This is a genomic window from Phytoactinopolyspora halophila (genome assembly GCF_003287285.1).
GTDB classification, from domain to species: Bacteria; Actinomycetota; Actinomycetes; order Jiangellales; family Jiangellaceae; genus Phytoactinopolyspora_A; species Phytoactinopolyspora_A halophila.
Genome location: NZ_QMIG01000005.1, coordinates 86,906 through 102,156, shown reverse-complemented (window position 1 = coordinate 102,156; position 15,251 = coordinate 86,906). Strand labels below are relative to the sequence as shown.

Here is a 15,251-nt window from a genome sequence, read left to right as displayed (position 1 = left end):
CATATCGAATTTCCGACATCGTTAATTATCCGGCGACCCGGCCGCGGATTCAAGGGTCAGGCCCGTCCTGACAAGGGACCTGACAGTGCACCTCACCTCCGAGAGTCTGGATCACCGTGCGAGCGCTGCCGCACCGGTACAGACGCCAACGCGACCGCGCCGCCCGCCGGATGTCGGGGCAAGTGGATACGGAGCACCCCGCACACCCTCTCGGCAATGAGAGTCCTGCCATGCAGGGTGGTGAGGTGTTGTGACCGCGGCGAAGACTCGCAAGCGGCGTGCTCCGGCGCGCGAACTGTTAAGCGTGACCGCTTCCGCCGAGTACTTGGATGTCAGCGAGCGCACCATTCGTCAGGTGATCCATGCCGATCACCTGAGGGCATACCAGATTTGGCGGCGAGGCATGATCCGAATAGCCAGAGCGGTCGATATGCGCCATGAGCACATCTATCGCATCGAGCAACTCCGAGCAAGACCGGCACGTTGCTTTTCGTACCACAGGATGGCCTCTTCGAGCTCCGCCGATGCTTCGGGCTCGATCCGGAGGTGGTAATTCAACGCTGGGCGAGTCAGTCAGCAAGGCGAGCGCGGCCATCTGCGCGCGCTTCACCCGCGGAATCGCCAGCCTTCACGCGCCGGGCTCGGCGCTCGATCTCATGAGCCCAGGCAGCCTCGACGTCCTGTCGATCAGCCTCCGGCCGCTCATGCAAACTAGCCAAGAGTTCAGCAGCCACGTCGGCACGATCATGTGCGGGCAGTGCCAGCGCCGCTTGGAGCAAATCCTGAGCGGCGCTCAGCTCAGGGCTGGTCGGCGAACTCCTGGATTATCACCGGGGAGGCGTGAATGCAGACGATCCGGAGCGTTCCGGTGCCGGTGTTGGTGAACCGGTGCCAGGCTTTCGCGGGGGCGACGGCGGTGTCGCCCGCGCGGGCCGTGACCTTCTCGTCGCCGACGACTATGGTCGCCTCGCCTTCCAGGACGGTCCAGGTCTCGTCGTAGGGGTGGCGGTGCAGGTCGGGACCTTGTCCAGGGTCGCTGGTGACGAGGAAGAACGACACGTTCGACCCGTGCGCCTCCCCTTCGAAGCGGAGGGTGCGGCTACCGGAGATACGGATGTCGGCTGCGGGGATCACGAGCGGAGTGGTCATGAGGGTTCTCCTTCTGGTGAGGGCTGGCTGCCCGATGACTCCACTCTCCACGGATACGCACGGTGTCGACTACGCTTTCGATGTGGATCGAAAGTTCGTGGAGTTCCGGCTGGGATCCAGCGACATCTCAACGGTCCGGTTCGGCATCTCCCCCGGGCACGAGCTGGTCCACGCCGTGCGCGTCCTGCTGCGCCCTCACACCGCGCCGCTGCAGTGGGGATGGTTCCGCACGGTGCAGCAGCAGACCCGGAGCGAGGCGTTCCGGCTGCTCGCGGTGATCTGCGGGGCTGACGGCTACATGCCCGACTTCCTCACCGCGACACCGTCGGGTGACATGACCCCCGAGGATGAGCTGGAGCGGCTGCGGGAAGTGCCCGACGAGCGGCTGCGGTTCGACCTGGAGAAGATGGTGCTCCGCTCCACCGGCACCCGGCAGCAGGAGATCCGTGACCTGATCGCCGCGCCGGACCACGCCCGACAGGTGATCGCGGACGCGTGGCGAGAGCTATGGGGTACGCTACTCAGCCCGGTCTGGCCGCAGATGCTCCACCTGTCGCGCGCCGACATCGCCGTCCGCGCCCGCCGCAGCAGCGACGCGGGCCTCGCCCACATGGCCGCCACCCTGCACTCCACCATCACCTGGGCCGACGAGGCCGTCCGGGTGCAGATGCGCCGTCATGAGGAGATCGTCGACTGCGGCGGCACCGGCCTCGTGCTGGTGCCCTCGGTGATGATGCCCACCCGCGGCTGCACGGTACTCACCGAACGCCCCGCGCAGCCGACGATCTTCTACCCCGCACACGGCGTTTCCGAAACGTGGCACCGAGACGGAGCCGACGTGCTCGACGCGCTCACCGCCCTGCTCGGACAGGCCCGCGCCCGCCTCATCCTCGAGCTCCAGCAGCCCCTGTCTACCTCCGAATGCGCCGAGCTGACCGACATCGCCGTGTCCACCGCCTCGTACCACCTCACCGTGCTCCGCGACGCCGGACTCGTCGACAGCCGCCGCACCGGTGTGCGGGTCCTGCACACCCGCACACCCCTTGGTGAGGCACTGGCCGGCATCCGCTGACGGGTTGTGGCCGAAGCCTTCTCCCACAAGCTCACCGTGACCTCAGACGAAGGCATCGGCACCGCCGATGTCAGCGGTTTGAACAACGATCTTCTGGTGGGCGCAGCTGGGTTCGAACCAGATACGCCATAGTTCGTTGAGAGTTCGCAATGCTCGCACAAGTTGCCTATGAGCTGCGACTTTATGAAGGCCACCATTGACATCCTTGGATTCGAAGTGCCATCGATGTACTCTGACAGTGGCACGCCAGTGGCACGAATCTCAGGGACGGCATCATGAGCAATGAGCCCCGCGCACAGTTTGGGAACGTGCGCAGGCTGCCGTCTGGCCGGTTTCAGGCTCGGTGGAGGCTGAATGGGGCGTGGCACAGCGCCCGCGTCGTGAGTGATGACAACCACGATCTCGGTCCGCGAACATTCTCCACCAAGAAGAGAGCGCTGGACTACTTGGCGTGGGTACGGCAAGAGATTGAAGCAGGTCGTTGGAAGCCTCCGAGCAAAGAAGAACCGCCTGAGATCGCGATCTTCCGGCCTTTTGCCGATGAGTGGGTGAGGACGCGTCGGACACGTCGCGGCACCCCGCTGAAGCCTCGCACAAGAACTCACTACGAGAGCCTTCTCGACCGGGTCATCTACCCGACATTCGGCGACCTTGAGCTGGAACAGGTAGCCGACGCTGACACCTTCGAGAGTTGGTATCACTCGCTCGATGCCGATCATTTGACTCAGAATGCTCACGCGTACTCGCTCGTGCGGTCGATATTGCGAACGGCGCACAAGCGAAAGCTCATCGCCGCGATGCCACCGGAAATCGACGGAGCAGGTTCAACCAAGCGACGCCGTCCTATCCGGCCGCTATCCATAGACGAGCTAGGCGCACTCATCGCAGCCTTGCCCGAGCGGTACCGGCTGCTCGTGCTGCTCTATGCATGGTGCGCCGTCCGATTCGGTGAGCTGACAGCATTGCAGAAGCGGGACGTGCGGATTCGCCATCAATGCGATGCATCACGGGAGAACTGCCCCGATGCCGGATGCACCGGCGTGCTTCATGTCGACCGTGGCGTAACCCGTACCAAGGGCGAATGGCACGAAGACACGCCAAAATCAGGCGAGGGTGGCGACGTCGCCATTCCACCGCACGTCATACCCGACGTACAGAAGTACATCGACCATTTGAATCCGCACGACCTGCTGTTCCCTGCGAAGCAGGGCGGGTACATGTCTCTGTCGTCCCTGCACAAGGTGTTCAACGCTGCAAAGAAGAAGATCGGCCGTCCAGACATACGTCCGCATGATCTTCGCCATCTCGGTTCCATGCTGGCCGCAGCAGCCGGGGCCTCCCCCGCAGAACTCATGCAGCGCCTGAGGCACAAGACGGCTCAGGCAGCGCAGATCTACTGGCACGCGGCCAAAGATCGTGACCGGCAGATCGCCGACCGCATGTCGCAGATGGCAACCGAACAGACAAACGTCGTTCCCATCGAAACAGCAACCAGGACGAAGAAGCGAAAGGAGGCTGACACAACGTAAGCCAGGCGGGACCGCCGGGAGCGGCAACTCCGCGACGGTCCCTTGATCCACCACCAGAGCAACCCTGGAGGTAGACCCATGGGTACCGTACACAACGGCCCAACCATCGAGCTGCACGCATTCCGGCGTCGGCTCACATCCCGCATCGCCATCTCGCACAGTCACCGCCCCGCTGACGGCACTGTTCGCCCGTCGCCGGCGCGACGGCGGTGGTCGTGATGCGGCTCAGTGATTTCGAACCCGACCAAGAAACGGCCCCGCGATACCTGTTCGAGCAGGTCGCCGATCACATCGAGAGAGTCATCCGCCACGCTGCGGAGTTGCGGCCTGGGGCGATGCTGCCAGGCGAGGCCGACCTCGCACTAGCCCTCGCGGTGTCGATCGGTACCGTGCGCCGGGCCACCGATGTCCTACGCCGGCGTGGCGTGCTTGTCACTCTCCCGGCCAAAGGCACCTTCGTCGCCACGGGCGGTGGTGAGTAGCGATGTTCGCTGACTTCCGCCCGGACCGTGACATCCCGGTGTATTTCAGTATCCAGCTCGCTAACCACGTCGACCGGATGATCGAGACTGGCGGGCTCGCGCCGGGTGACCGGCTGCCGGCGGAGCATCGGCTTGCGCAGCAGTGCCGGGTGTCGCGCTGGACCATCATCCGCACGCTGGCGATCCTGCGCCACCGTGGCCTGGTGGCCACCACGGCTCGGGGCAGCCACGTGACCGAACCGGGCGAGCGGGTGGCATGCCCGCACTGGTGCTCCGGGCACAGCAATAACGACATTGGCTATCGGCACACTCGGCGTCTGGGAGAGTTCGGCCCCGATGGTCCCGGCGCGACACAGACGGTCGACGTTTGGCTGGGTGCTCCGAACAGCCAGGCACCGCCCAACCTGATCATCCGCAAGATGCCGCATGCGAGGTGCGGGCAGGAATGCGTGGTTGAGCTCTCACTGCGGCAGGCCCGACGGGTGGCGACGATCGCCCGCGACGCAGCCGATGAGTGGGGGCGAACATGACCCGGCCACAAGCGCGATCCTGCCCACGCTGGTGTGACTTCGCCGACCAAGGCGGACATTCGGGCAACCACGTCGCGCACATCGGGGAAATCATGCTGCCTCGCAACGCGGCCGTGTTCGCCGTCGCGGTCACCGCCGAATCCGACAGCCAACGCCCATACTGCGTGCTGACGCTCGCGGCACGGCAGTTCTCACCGTACAACCGGGCGATCTTGTCGTGGGACATGGCTGAACGCCTCGCCGGGCTCCTCCTACACGGCAAGAGAAGCTACGCATCCTGATGGGCTTGTGCCCAAGATAGAGCCGGGCCCGGGCCGCGCAAGCCGTTGTCCCGGGCCCGCGCATTTTCACGGCTGCGCACCACCGCACGGTCTCTACGCGTACCGCTGCCCGCTTCAACTCCGTCATCGGAAAATGCATCCGCGCCTCAGACCACGTGGGCAGTGCCTATAGGCTCGACGAAACGCACCGGCATCAAGTAGAGCGTGAATGGCGCCAAAGGTCAGTGAGTGCTCCGCGTTAAGCGCGATGAGTTTCAAGGGCACGTTGGCGCCGTTCTCGCCGGTGTCAAGGCCGGGACCCGGCGGGTGGGCTGGCGGACATCAACACCTGCACGAAGATCACGACGCTTTGAGGTACTCCTCCAGAGCGTGGCGGGCGAACTTCGACACGCTGACCCCTTCGGCCGCCGCGCGCCGCTCGACCTCTTCGCGTAGCTCCTCGGGCACCCGGAACTGCACCGTGGGCGAGTGCTTGCCGCCACCCGAGAGCGACTTGCCGCCAGGGATGAGGTTCTTGTTGCGCAGCTTGGCCAGGGTCTCCTCGGCGACCTGCTCGGCGCGCTGTTCGGTCAGCCGCTCACCCTGGAAGTGGACTTCTTCCTGGTCGAGGTTTATGTCACGGATCGTGGTGGTGTCGTCAATCTTCGGCTTACGTGTCATCGTGATCACCTCCGGTAGTTGGGCATGGCATGAATGATGGTCCATGAGTCCATCCATCCGGCCCGATCGTCTGGGACGATGATGATGGTCAGCTCAACACCTCGGTCATCCTTGCCGACGTAGGTCAGGGCGTCGCCCTCGACGATCGGTTCGCCCGCGTTGGCGATCGCTGCCAGGATGTGCGCATTCCCGATCTTGTGCTTACGCGCCGACCTGGCGACCCTAAACTCCGTCACCCATCGAGTATGTCACACACCATCGACGAATACAACGACGTTGCGGCGCACACCATCCACCATCTTGCCGACGCCGGCAAATGCATCCGACCAGCATCGACGCACGTCAGCTCATCAGAGCATCATCCTGATGGCCACCATAGGTATCGGTAGAGCCCAACGGCCCTGATCCTTGACAATCCACGGCTGCAACGGCTGTGGCGTTGAACCATGCATCCATGGTCTGGACACATCTTGACCGCCGTGATCACAAGCTCAGCCAACGACATGTCGCACCACCGGCCCTGAGGTGTCAACTATGTCCCAGGACAGGCGTCGACCATCTCCCGCAGTTCTAGACGTGTTGGCGCCTATATTGCTTCTATGACCCGTCAGGCTCAGGACTTGCTCCAAGCAGCGCTGGAATTGCCAGTACATGATCGTGCCCACATCGCTGCCGAACTCTTGGCCAGCCTGCATGATCGACCGGAGGCGGACCAACAGGAGCTCAAAGCCGCCTGGGCTCATGAGATCGAGCGTCGCGGCCGGCGGGCAACGGCCGCAGACTCCGCAGGCGAGGCGTGGGCAAATGCCCGCGCCCGCCTCGCGAGCTGCCTCGACCAGCGTTGAACCATCACCTCCGAATCCGAACGCGCGCCGCGTCGGGCATCGAAGATGCCTTCTCCCGGCACGCCGGTGCGCCGTCATTCCGAACGTCAGCCCTCGGCGTCACACAAGGCACGGTCAGCCATTCCTCGATCGGTGCCTCCTTCGTCGTCATCGAGGAGAGAGTCAAGGTGGAGTCCCCGTAGCGGAGCGGAGGGGAACAACCTTGACACTCAACGAGTGACGCCGATGATCGGCGACGAGGATGGCCTAGCTGACTGGCAACAACTGGCCGCGGACGTCAGAAACAGCGAAGACGGTCAACACACGACGAGGAGGGGAAGAGTAGCGCCTTGATCTGTCACCGCTACGAATGACCGCCATGGACAGCGGTCATCGATCCGGCGAGTTCATTCAAGGCTGCACCTCGCCGGGCTTGACCTCGTAGAGCACAGCGTCAAGATCGACCCTGGCTATCCGGATCATGCCTCGCCGTCGAATCCGGTAGGCCTTTAGGTGACCGGCATTGATCATCCGGCGAATGGTGCGCTCACTGACATCCAAGTACTCTGCGGACGCGGCCACGCTGAATAGCTCCCGCATCGGAGCACGACGCCGCGCGTGTGTTTTCGTCACCGTCATGACACTCCACCACCCGTTGAGGCAGGACCTTTGCCGAGAAGGTGCGCTGAGTGTCCCGTTTCCACTGAGTCGGACGCTGGCCGCCAGAATGGGGCATCAGAGAACACCTACGGACAAGCTCGCCCTGTGCGGCGGTTAGAGGAACAATGTGGATTATCGCTGGCTACCTGATCGTTGACCCCGAACACCGTGACGCGTATGTCGACGCTCACGCCGACCTGGTTCGCCGAGCGCGCCAGGCGGCAGGGTGCCTCGATCTCGCCATTACCGCGGACCCTATCGACCCGAGACGAGTCAATAACTACGAGCGGTGGGATTCCTGGGCGTCGATCGAGGCGTGGCGGTCAGTAGCAGCAGCTCCCGATACCGGGATCGACATCATTGACGCTCACGTGATGGCCTACGAGATCGCGACTGAACGGCCACCGTTCTGAACGATTGGCCTCGGTGGGGACGGTGCCGTCGAATCGACGGGGCCGTCAACCCCGCGCGACGTACGGTGCCGCCATTACGGCGGCACCGTCAGACCTGCGCAGATGCGGCCGATCGGGGAACATCACCCGAGCGATCACGCGCATTTTATGACTCCTGTGCTCAAACTGTGAATAACTAGCTTACCGAATATTACGGATATAGTCACTACCCTTTCCTTCGCCGTCGCATACCAATATCGCTGTGCGCGTGGCGGCAAAGGGGCAACCTCGGCTGATTGCTGACATGAGACTCAGAATCCGAGTCCGGAGCGGCCGCGATGCGGGCCACTTCTGCTGGTCGACGGTGGTTCGCTTGCGGTACGGAGTTGTCGAGCACGTTCGGCTGTGGCCTGCCGTGCCGCCGCGACAGCGCGCTTCTGGGTGATCTGCTGAGCCGCTTCTTGAGGCGGAAGCGCACGGAGCCTTGCCGCCTCTGCCCTGGCCTGATCGGCGGTGGCCTGCCAGTGCCTGACTTCACGGTGTGCGTCGGTGAGTTCGCAGCGGGTCGGGTCGCGGCGCACCTTCTCCGGGCCGTAGAGCCGAGTCAGGAGGGCGAGGCGTTCGCGACGCTGCCGCATGGTGACTTCCTGTTGCACGTCTTTCGCCGCGGCGACGGCGCTGTCGGCTTCGACGACTCGCAGGTCGGCCTCGGCGCGGCGTGATGCGGCACGTGCCGCCCAGTCGGGTAGCGCCTCCGGACTGGCCGGGAACCTGCCCCATTTATCGCGGACCTGGCCGCCTACCGTCGCGACGTGCTGGCTTGCGGTGTGGTGGTCGTGGTAGGCGCGGCGTCGTGCGAGCCATCCCGCTGTGCGCAGTCGCCGCGCTGCGGCGGCCTCCTCGGCGACCGCGTCGAGATACGTCCGTGCGTCGTTCATGGCCCGGCTGATCAACGGACCGGCAATTTCATCTCGCATCTGGGCAGCGTTCTCTTTGGCCGCAGTGAGTACAGCGTCGCTCTGCTCAGCCTCGGCCGCATGTTTGACGGTCTGGGCGTCGAGGTGTTTGGCGATCCATTCCCACCGCTTGGCGCGGCGCTCGGCATGCGTGGCCTTCTCGTCGAGTGCTGCCAGCTCGGTGTTGACCTGCTTCACTGGCCCGTCCTCGATCAGTCCGCGCGTGGCGTCGCGGGCCTGCTTGGTGGCGTCGGCGAGGCCGCGGTCGGCGCGGTCACGCTGCATAGCGGCGACGAACTGATCACGAGCCTCGTCCAGGTTCGGCGCGACGACGTGGAGGACGTTCTGGTTTCGGCCTCTGGTCATGCCGACATAGACGGCTGCCGCCTCGAGGGCATCGGTGAGGATCGTGTGCGACTCGCTGGCGGTAGCGCCTTGGACCCCGTACGCGGTCGCGGCGTAAGCCAGGTGCGTGTGCTCGTTCACGTACTCGGCAGGCAGCGCGACCGTGTGCTGGCGCTTCCTACCGTTCCCGGCTTCCCTCACCCGCACGGTCCCGTCATCAGCGATGTGCTGGATGGTCCATGTTTGGCGGTTGGCCACCCGAAGACCGCGGTCGTTCTTGCGGGTCTGGATCACATCACCCACGCTCATATCCAGGCCGTCGCTGCCCGTCACGGTCTGAGAGCCAACCACCTCGCCCCACTGCGCGCGCTGGGTGCGGATGTGCTCGTTCAGGGCTCGGGCGTCGTCGTTGGTCGCGACGGTGATTGCCGCACCCTCGCAGGCCTCGTTGGCGATGTGGTCGTTCACCGCGTTGTCGTCGGCGTGCAGCTGGATGAGGCCGAGCTCGTGCAACCGGTCGAACAACACCGCTGGGTCTGCACCGGCTCGTAGGTGTACAGTCAGCGCTGCGTAGTCGGGGTCGGTGAAGCGGTGCACGCCGGTCATGTCGTAGGTGGTGCCACGGATGTGGGCGGCCATGTCGAGCACGCCGCCGCGCCCGACGGCCGACAACTGTGCACGGTCACCCACCAACGCGACCGTTGCGCCCGATTCGTGTGCAACGGTGAAGAAGGCGAGTGCGGTGTCCTGGTCGAGCATTCCGGCCTCATCCACGATCACCCGCTCACCACGAACCAGACGGGCTCCTTCGGGCGGGCCAGCGTAGCGGAGTCCGGTGTTTGGGTCGGTGTCGCCAGGGGTGAGGCGCGTCCAGTCTCCATCGGTGTTCCACCGCCACCCGTGCGCGCACACTAGCGCGGCCACGGAATCGGCGGGTACACCGAGCTCGGTGTGCGCGACGTCGGCGGCCTTCTTCGTCGGTGCGACCACCCGCACCCGTCGGCCCTCACGTTCAGCCGCGGTGATGGCGACGGCGAGCATGGTGGTCTTTCCGGCCCCTGCAGCACCCTCCACAATCACCAGCGGATCGGTTGAGGCGACAGCTGCTGCCGCAACGGTCTGACCGTCGTCGAGGCCGCGCTCGGCGGCGAGGTCAGTCACGTCCGGACGCTTCGGTTCCGTCTCGGATGTGCAAGCCTGTAGCAGGTCGCGCAGTTCGGTCTCGGCCTGCACGACCCGCAACGAGGTAAGGTGCGCGACGTGCTCGGGCTGCACTGCACCCTGCGGCAACACGGACAAGCAATCCTCCGATGCGAGCCGTGTCGTGATCGCGATGAACTCCCGCAACTCCTCGCACGTTGCGCGCACGCCGTGCTCGGTGGTGATCCGGGTGACGTGCTCCTGGATTGCGTGCACGGTCCAGGTCGATGCAGCGGCGGCGCAGCGGTCAAGTGCACGGTTCGCGACCTGTTGCACGGAGAGGTCATCCAGCGACACCGGGAGCTTGCTCTCGCGGCGAACCACCGCAGTCTCGGGGTGGTAGCCGGCGTCGGCGAGTTCGCGGCGCCAGCCCTCCTCGTCAGCGAGGCTGGTCGGCTTCTTGTTCGGGCGCTCGTGCGCCCACGCTTTCACCAGCCACCTAGATCGCAGCACCGGGCCAGGCTCCACGCCCGGATGCGCGGCCTGCCACTCGGCCTCGATCCGGGTGAGGTTCCGCTCCACCTGCGCGGCGCGCTTACTCATTACCTGGTTGAACCGCTCTAGCTCGGTGACCTCGCCGGTCACCGGATCGAGCGTCAACCCGTGCCGGTCGAGCACACCGGCCAGCCCGGGGTGCGCGGCGATCACAGCGGTCCCGAGCGCGCGGATCGCGCCCTGCTGCTTGAACAGCGCCGCCGTATCCAACGCCCGCCACGCACCGCCGGCCCGGACACGGGCGCCGACTTGGAAATGAATGTGCCGGTGCGGGTCACCCGCCCGCGACGTCTTGTGCGAGACGGCGACGGTCTGCACCTGCTCGACCGGCACCACCTCCTGCCTCCCACGCGGCCCGACACGGGTCACCGAATGTTGAGCGAGCCAGCGGCTAATCTCGGCCACCGCGTGCCGCTGCGCCGCATCCAGCGCCACCGACACCTCGGGATGCAGGGCAGCGGCGATCGACAAGCTCTTGGGAGCGTTGACGACCATCTCCGCGAACCGCGGCGACCCCCGCCGCCCATCACCAGGCGCACGTGGCTTGCCCATCTGTTCACCAGTCAGCGGATGCTGCCAGTCCACCCACCCCGCGTAGTCGCCGGGCAGCAGCTCGGCCTCGGCGATTACCTGGCCGGTGCTGTCCGACACGGTGAAATGGGCCAGCGCGGTGCCTGCTTCTAAGTAGTAGTCATCGGCTCGGGAGCGGTCGGATTCCAGGTAGCGGCGCGCGGCAGTGCCAGCACCTCGGAACAAGATCACGCCGCCCTTCACCCGCTGGCCTCCTCACGTATCTTGTGAGGAAGGTGCGCAGCCCCTACCGCCGGTAGCATGCGTCCATTCAGATCAAGGACAGCGGGCCAAGAAGCCGAAGGGACAGATGGCCAGTCCGGTAGGCGGCAAGTCAGAAGCAGGGCGCTCAGGCAGTGTCGCGGATGCTCTACAGCGGCGGAAGCCACGGCAGCAACAGAGATGGCATCGCAGCTCAGAGGAGATGGGACATCGCGGTCAATGGGTGAGGTGCGACCGTGCTGATGCAGGCCGCTTGGCACCACCGACGAAAACGCGCTGGGTTTAGGCAGCAAACTGGCGAGTGTCATTTCGCCGCGAGGACTCAGGATGACTCGGGCTCCGGAGAGCTTCGCTCCACAGAGCGGTCGTGCAGAATGTGGGCGGGCGTATTAGAACCGAGGAGATGTGTACCGGAGCGAGGTTGATCGAGTGTGGGGTGTACTGACAGGGCCTGCGCCTGTCGTAGGTCGGGTCGCCATCGCTACGGCTCCAATGTTCACAGATGTTCACTGTGAGTTTTCGCAATTCACCGCACTGCTGGGTGTTCACGGCGTTGGCAAGAGCACTCTGTTGCGAATGCTCGACAGCGCATTACCGAGTTGGCAGATACCGAGGGGTGGAGGCACTAGTTCTGATCTGGATGCTCTGATTGGTACTTATGAGCTTGTGTTTGTGGGTGATTCCACAGTGGCGCAGAGGTTCGTTCGCCCGTTGGAGTCGAACACGACCACGAGAGAAGCCGTCGCCGTTGAAGGTGTGTCCTGTACGTATCTCACCCCGCATTTAGTCGAGCAGGAGACCGCCTATGCCGCCGATCACCTACGTTTCAGCACTGTGAATCCAGTCGGCATCAAAAATGTGCGCAGGGCAGGCGTAGACGCATTGAACCGGATACTCGGGCACCGCTATGAGTGGGTCGAAGAAGGCGAAGTCAGAGTCGAATGTGACGAGACCATCCCCTACGTCCGAAGCGCACGAGAGGGTGAAGTCATCGACATCTGGCAGATGAGTACCGCTGAGCGTTGGGTGCACTGCGTATTATGGTGCCTACGCCACGCGGGACCCAGCGACGTTGTTCTCATCGATGAGCCCGAGTCCTTCCTCGCCACACCCGGGCATGCGGCTCTTATTGACGAAATCGCTCGCATCACACGCGCCGTCGGGTGCCAGACGGTTGTAGCGACGCACTCCTGGGCAATGATCAGTCGAATAGCTCCCGAGTGCCTGCGCCTGATCACCCGCGGAGCAAGCGGCGGGAAGATCACAAATGTGACCTCAGCGGAGCGGGTCCTCAGCGCTCTGTCTCTCGAGCCCGACCACGTGCGAGCCCTCATCTACGTCGAGGATGACATGGCGGCCCGGATGCTTGAGGCCATCATCCGCCGGTTCATCGCGCATTCGGCAAATCAGTTCGATGGCGTCTCCAGTGGGGGGTCAGACGAGGCAGCGCGCGCGTTCCGGGTGACGAGGAGATCACATCGGCTCTCATCGGTATGTGTACTCGATGGGGATCTGCGCACGAACAACGAGTACGAAGACTGTCTGTTCCTCCCCGGTGGACCCCCCGAGGAAGAACTAGTTTTGGCCCTTGCCGAGGATCCAGAGCGCGCTGCGGAGCTCTTGGAGACCGATCCGCAGACGCTCCTTGTCGCCATCGACAAGAGTCGCTTCGTTGTTCACCAACGGGTGTTTGACGTCATTAAGACATCGCTTGGGTGCCGTGATCTCGGGTCAGTAATCGATCGCTGCATCGACGTCTGGCTCGAGAACGATCGGGTAGCCGAAGAAGCCCGCGTGCTCGCGAGTGTACTCATCGCCCGCGCCAGCACGCCGAGCAACAAGTGACATGCTTGCAGCAAAAAGTCCACCGCCGGACACCACCTCCCGAAGTGCGCTGTGGTTCGATACTGCTCAATGAGCGGGCAGGTGGCGCAGGGCGATGGCGCAACCCCTCGCCAAGGCGACCCGATTGGGCATAGGCGGCGTCGGAGCACCGAGGACGAGTACTGTGAAAGACACTACGCTTCTGATCTATGGAGTGCCCGGCATCATGCGACGCTAAGCCTTGCGGTATCGGTGTCCTTCTGCCGGAGCGACAATGGACGTCCAAACATCTGACGAACCAGGAGCCGGCGTGGCCAGCGAGAGCGACCTCAACCGGTACCGGGCCAATGCGTCTCGCGTGCATAGCGAGATCGCCAAGACGACGTCATCGGTCGCGGCAAAGCGCAAGAAAGCCGCCGACGCCCGCGCGGCCGCCCAGCGGTCGAAGAATGCGAGCACGATAAGGCAGAAGACCGCCGAGGCCGATCGCGCCGAGGGTGAGGCCAACGCTGCGGAGAAGAAGCGCGGCGATCTAGAGAAGAAGTTGGCCGATCTCGAAACAAAGACTGCCAAGGCGCAGATCGATGTCGACAAGAAGCGGGCAGCCGACCAGAAGAAGGCCATGGACGCGATCTGGAGGCAGAACGCTAGTGCTGCCTCCCAGTTCACGCCGGCGACTTTCGGTGTTGAGGTAGCGGCGCGTCCATGGAGTGCGTCCACAACCGACTCGTTCGCGGCGAGCCCGACATATGATGTCTTCCTGTCCCACGCGAGCGAGGACAAGGACTCGATCGCACGGCCGTTGAAGGACACGTTGGAGGCCCGTGGGCTCTCCGTGTGGTTCGACGAGATCAAGATCAAAGTCGGACAAAGCATCCGTCAAGAGATCGAGAAGGGCATAGCCAACGCCCGATTCGGCGTCGTAGTCATCTCGCCGGACTTCTTCCGGAAGCATTGGACGCGGGCAGAACTCGATGCGCTCTTCAGCCGAAAGATGGAGTCCGGGCGGAACCTGATCCTCCCTATCTGGCATCACGTCAGTAAAGATGAAGTGCTCGCACAATCGCCGCTCCTCGCCGGGATCCTCGCCCTCAACTCCGCCCTGATGACCGTCGACGAGATGGCACAGGCGATCCTCGAGGTTATACACGACTAATGGTCGCCACAGCCGGCGTACTCAGACGAAACCCTATGACCCGCGTCCACCGGGACAGTAGCGGCGGTATGACGCAGCCTTCTATGTCGGTGTCTCGTTGTATCTTCTCGGCCATGAAGAACTTGGGATGGCCACGAGATCGATCGACTGGACCGGGCGGTGGATTGAGCACGGGCCCTGGTGGGGGTCTGAGCACCGGACCCGGAGACGGTGCCTCCACGGGTCCTGGTGGCGGGATGAATTCAGGTCCTGGTGGCGGGTTGTCCACCGGCCCAGGCGGCGGCCTAAGCACAGGTCCGGGAGGCGGGATGTCCACCGGCCCAGGCGGCGGCCTAAGCACAGGACCCGGAGGCGGCTTGTCGACCGGGCCCGGCGGAGGACTCAGTTCAGGTCCGGGCGGCGGGCTTTCGACGAATCCGGGATACAGGAGTAATATCCCGCCGGTTCACGTCTTCATCCCGATCCTTCGTCAGCGAGGTTTCGACTGGGCTGCCGACCTCCTGGCGAGTGCACACCATCTTGACCTCTAACGATGCTCAGTCAGCCCTCGAACGCGGCGGTAATACGCAGCTGGGGGTCAGTCACTGATCCTTGGAACAAGACCCGCGGATCGCAGCCAGTTTCGGCTTGCGTGATCGTGCTGCCGAAATGTCGATGCTCGGCTCTTTGCGACGCGACCCTCAATTCGAGTCGAGGTCTTGCTGGTGAGGTAGTTGCGCGGACACACACTAATCGGTGATGAGAACGCTTGCCCTGCGCACGCGGGCGGAGCGTGCCCGCCTACGTCGTCTTCGTGCCGAGCTTGGCCGCGTCGGCTCTGTCGTGGTACGCCTCTTGGCACACTTAGCAGAAGTGACCGAGCGGCGCTTGTTGGTAACGCAGGGCGTCGTGACAGCCAGTACGA

The 15,251-nt window shown here is 64.1% G+C and carries 16 protein-coding genes; 10 read left to right on the top strand and 6 right to left on the bottom strand.

Annotated features, from left to right (window positions below; genetic code table 11):
* Positions 1-250: 250 nt before the first annotated feature.
* Positions 251-553 carry a helix-turn-helix domain-containing protein gene (locus DPM12_RS24470; RefSeq protein WP_112257817.1) on the top strand — a complete coding sequence of 101 codons (303 nt, stop codon included), beginning with the start codon at positions 251-253 and terminating at the stop codon, positions 551-553.
* Between the two features lie 16 nt (positions 554-569).
* Here the strand turns inward: DPM12_RS24470 and DPM12_RS24465 are convergent, their stop codons facing one another.
* Both DPM12_RS24465 and DPM12_RS08180 read right to left on the bottom strand, forming a co-directional pair.
* The gene (locus DPM12_RS24465) at positions 570-779 is read right to left on the bottom strand and encodes an addiction module protein (RefSeq protein ID WP_425467584.1); all 210 of its coding nucleotides are present in this window, start codon (positions 777-779) and stop codon (positions 570-572) included.
* Between the two features lie 19 nt (positions 780-798).
* Complete coding sequence (locus DPM12_RS08180; protein WP_112257815.1) at positions 799-1,149, bottom strand: cupin domain-containing protein; 351 nt, start codon at positions 1,147-1,149, stop codon at positions 799-801.
* Between the two features lie 82 nt (positions 1,150-1,231).
* Between DPM12_RS08180 and DPM12_RS08175 the strand changes: the two genes are divergently transcribed.
* The 5 genes from DPM12_RS08175 to DPM12_RS08155 all read left to right on the top strand — a co-directional run bounded on the left by DPM12_RS08175 (position 1,232) and on the right by DPM12_RS08155 (position 5,043).
* Complete coding sequence (locus DPM12_RS08175) at positions 1,232-2,221, top strand: ArsR/SmtB family transcription factor (RefSeq protein ID WP_112257921.1); 990 nt, start codon at positions 1,232-1,234, stop codon at positions 2,219-2,221.
* Positions 2,222-2,496: 275 nt separating this feature from the next.
* On the top strand, positions 2,497-3,750 hold the full coding sequence (locus tag DPM12_RS08170) for a tyrosine-type recombinase/integrase (RefSeq protein WP_112257814.1): 1,254 nt from the start codon (positions 2,497-2,499) through the stop codon (positions 3,748-3,750).
* 218 nt (positions 3,751-3,968) lie between these two features.
* The gene (locus DPM12_RS08165) at positions 3,969-4,232 is read left to right on the top strand and encodes a winged helix-turn-helix domain-containing protein (protein WP_112257920.1); all 264 of its coding nucleotides are present in this window, start codon (positions 3,969-3,971) and stop codon (positions 4,230-4,232) included.
* A gap of 2 nt (positions 4,233-4,234) precedes the next feature.
* Positions 4,235-4,762 carry a GntR family transcriptional regulator gene (locus DPM12_RS08160; protein ID WP_112257813.1) on the top strand — a complete coding sequence of 176 codons (528 nt, stop codon included), beginning with the start codon at positions 4,235-4,237 and terminating at the stop codon, positions 4,760-4,762.
* Positions 4,759-5,043, top strand: coding sequence for a hypothetical protein (locus DPM12_RS08155; protein WP_112257812.1), 285 nt, complete (start codon positions 4,759-4,761; stop codon positions 5,041-5,043). The genes DPM12_RS08160 and DPM12_RS08155 overlap by 4 nt, the downstream gene beginning before the upstream one ends.
* 339 nt (positions 5,044-5,382) lie before the next feature.
* Here the strand turns inward: DPM12_RS08155 and DPM12_RS08150 are convergent, their stop codons facing one another.
* Both DPM12_RS08150 and DPM12_RS08145 read right to left on the bottom strand, forming a co-directional pair.
* Positions 5,383-5,703: a ribbon-helix-helix domain-containing protein gene (locus tag DPM12_RS08150; RefSeq protein ID WP_158542819.1), complete on the bottom strand. Its 321-nt coding sequence runs from the start codon at positions 5,701-5,703 to the stop codon at positions 5,383-5,385.
* Between the two features lie 5 nt (positions 5,704-5,708).
* Complete coding sequence (locus tag DPM12_RS08145; protein WP_211658654.1) at positions 5,709-5,939, bottom strand: hypothetical protein; 231 nt, start codon at positions 5,937-5,939, stop codon at positions 5,709-5,711.
* Between the two features lie 363 nt (positions 5,940-6,302).
* On the opposite strand from DPM12_RS08145, the gene DPM12_RS22785 reads away from it, so the two are divergent.
* Positions 6,303-6,548, top strand: coding sequence for an addiction module protein (locus DPM12_RS22785; protein WP_123788516.1), 246 nt, complete (start codon positions 6,303-6,305; stop codon positions 6,546-6,548).
* 390 nt (positions 6,549-6,938) lie between these two features.
* Here DPM12_RS22785 and DPM12_RS08130 read toward each other — a convergent pair whose 3' ends face one another.
* The gene (locus DPM12_RS08130; RefSeq protein ID WP_211658652.1) at positions 6,939-7,166 is read right to left on the bottom strand and encodes a helix-turn-helix domain-containing protein; all 228 of its coding nucleotides are present in this window, start codon (positions 7,164-7,166) and stop codon (positions 6,939-6,941) included.
* Between the two features lie 146 nt (positions 7,167-7,312).
* Between DPM12_RS08130 and DPM12_RS08125 the strand changes: the two genes are divergently transcribed.
* The gene (locus DPM12_RS08125; protein ID WP_112257807.1) at positions 7,313-7,600 is read left to right on the top strand and encodes a putative quinol monooxygenase; all 288 of its coding nucleotides are present in this window, start codon (positions 7,313-7,315) and stop codon (positions 7,598-7,600) included.
* A gap of 290 nt (positions 7,601-7,890) precedes the next feature.
* On the opposite strand, the gene mobF is transcribed toward DPM12_RS08125, so the two are convergent.
* Positions 7,891-11,349 (bottom strand): MobF family relaxase, encoded by a 3,459-nt coding sequence (mobF, locus tag DPM12_RS08120; protein WP_112257806.1) that lies wholly within the window; start codon positions 11,347-11,349, stop codon positions 7,891-7,893.
* Positions 11,350-11,943: 594 nt separating this feature from the next.
* Here mobF and DPM12_RS08115 point away from each other — a divergent pair.
* Both DPM12_RS08115 and DPM12_RS08110 read left to right on the top strand, forming a co-directional pair.
* Positions 11,944-13,212, top strand: coding sequence for an ATP-binding protein (locus DPM12_RS08115; protein WP_211658645.1), 1,269 nt, complete (start codon positions 11,944-11,946; stop codon positions 13,210-13,212).
* A gap of 289 nt (positions 13,213-13,501) precedes the next feature.
* Positions 13,502-14,347 (top strand): toll/interleukin-1 receptor domain-containing protein, encoded by an 846-nt coding sequence (locus DPM12_RS08110; RefSeq protein WP_158542818.1) that lies wholly within the window; start codon positions 13,502-13,504, stop codon positions 14,345-14,347.
* Positions 14,348-15,251: the final 904 nt, after the last annotated feature.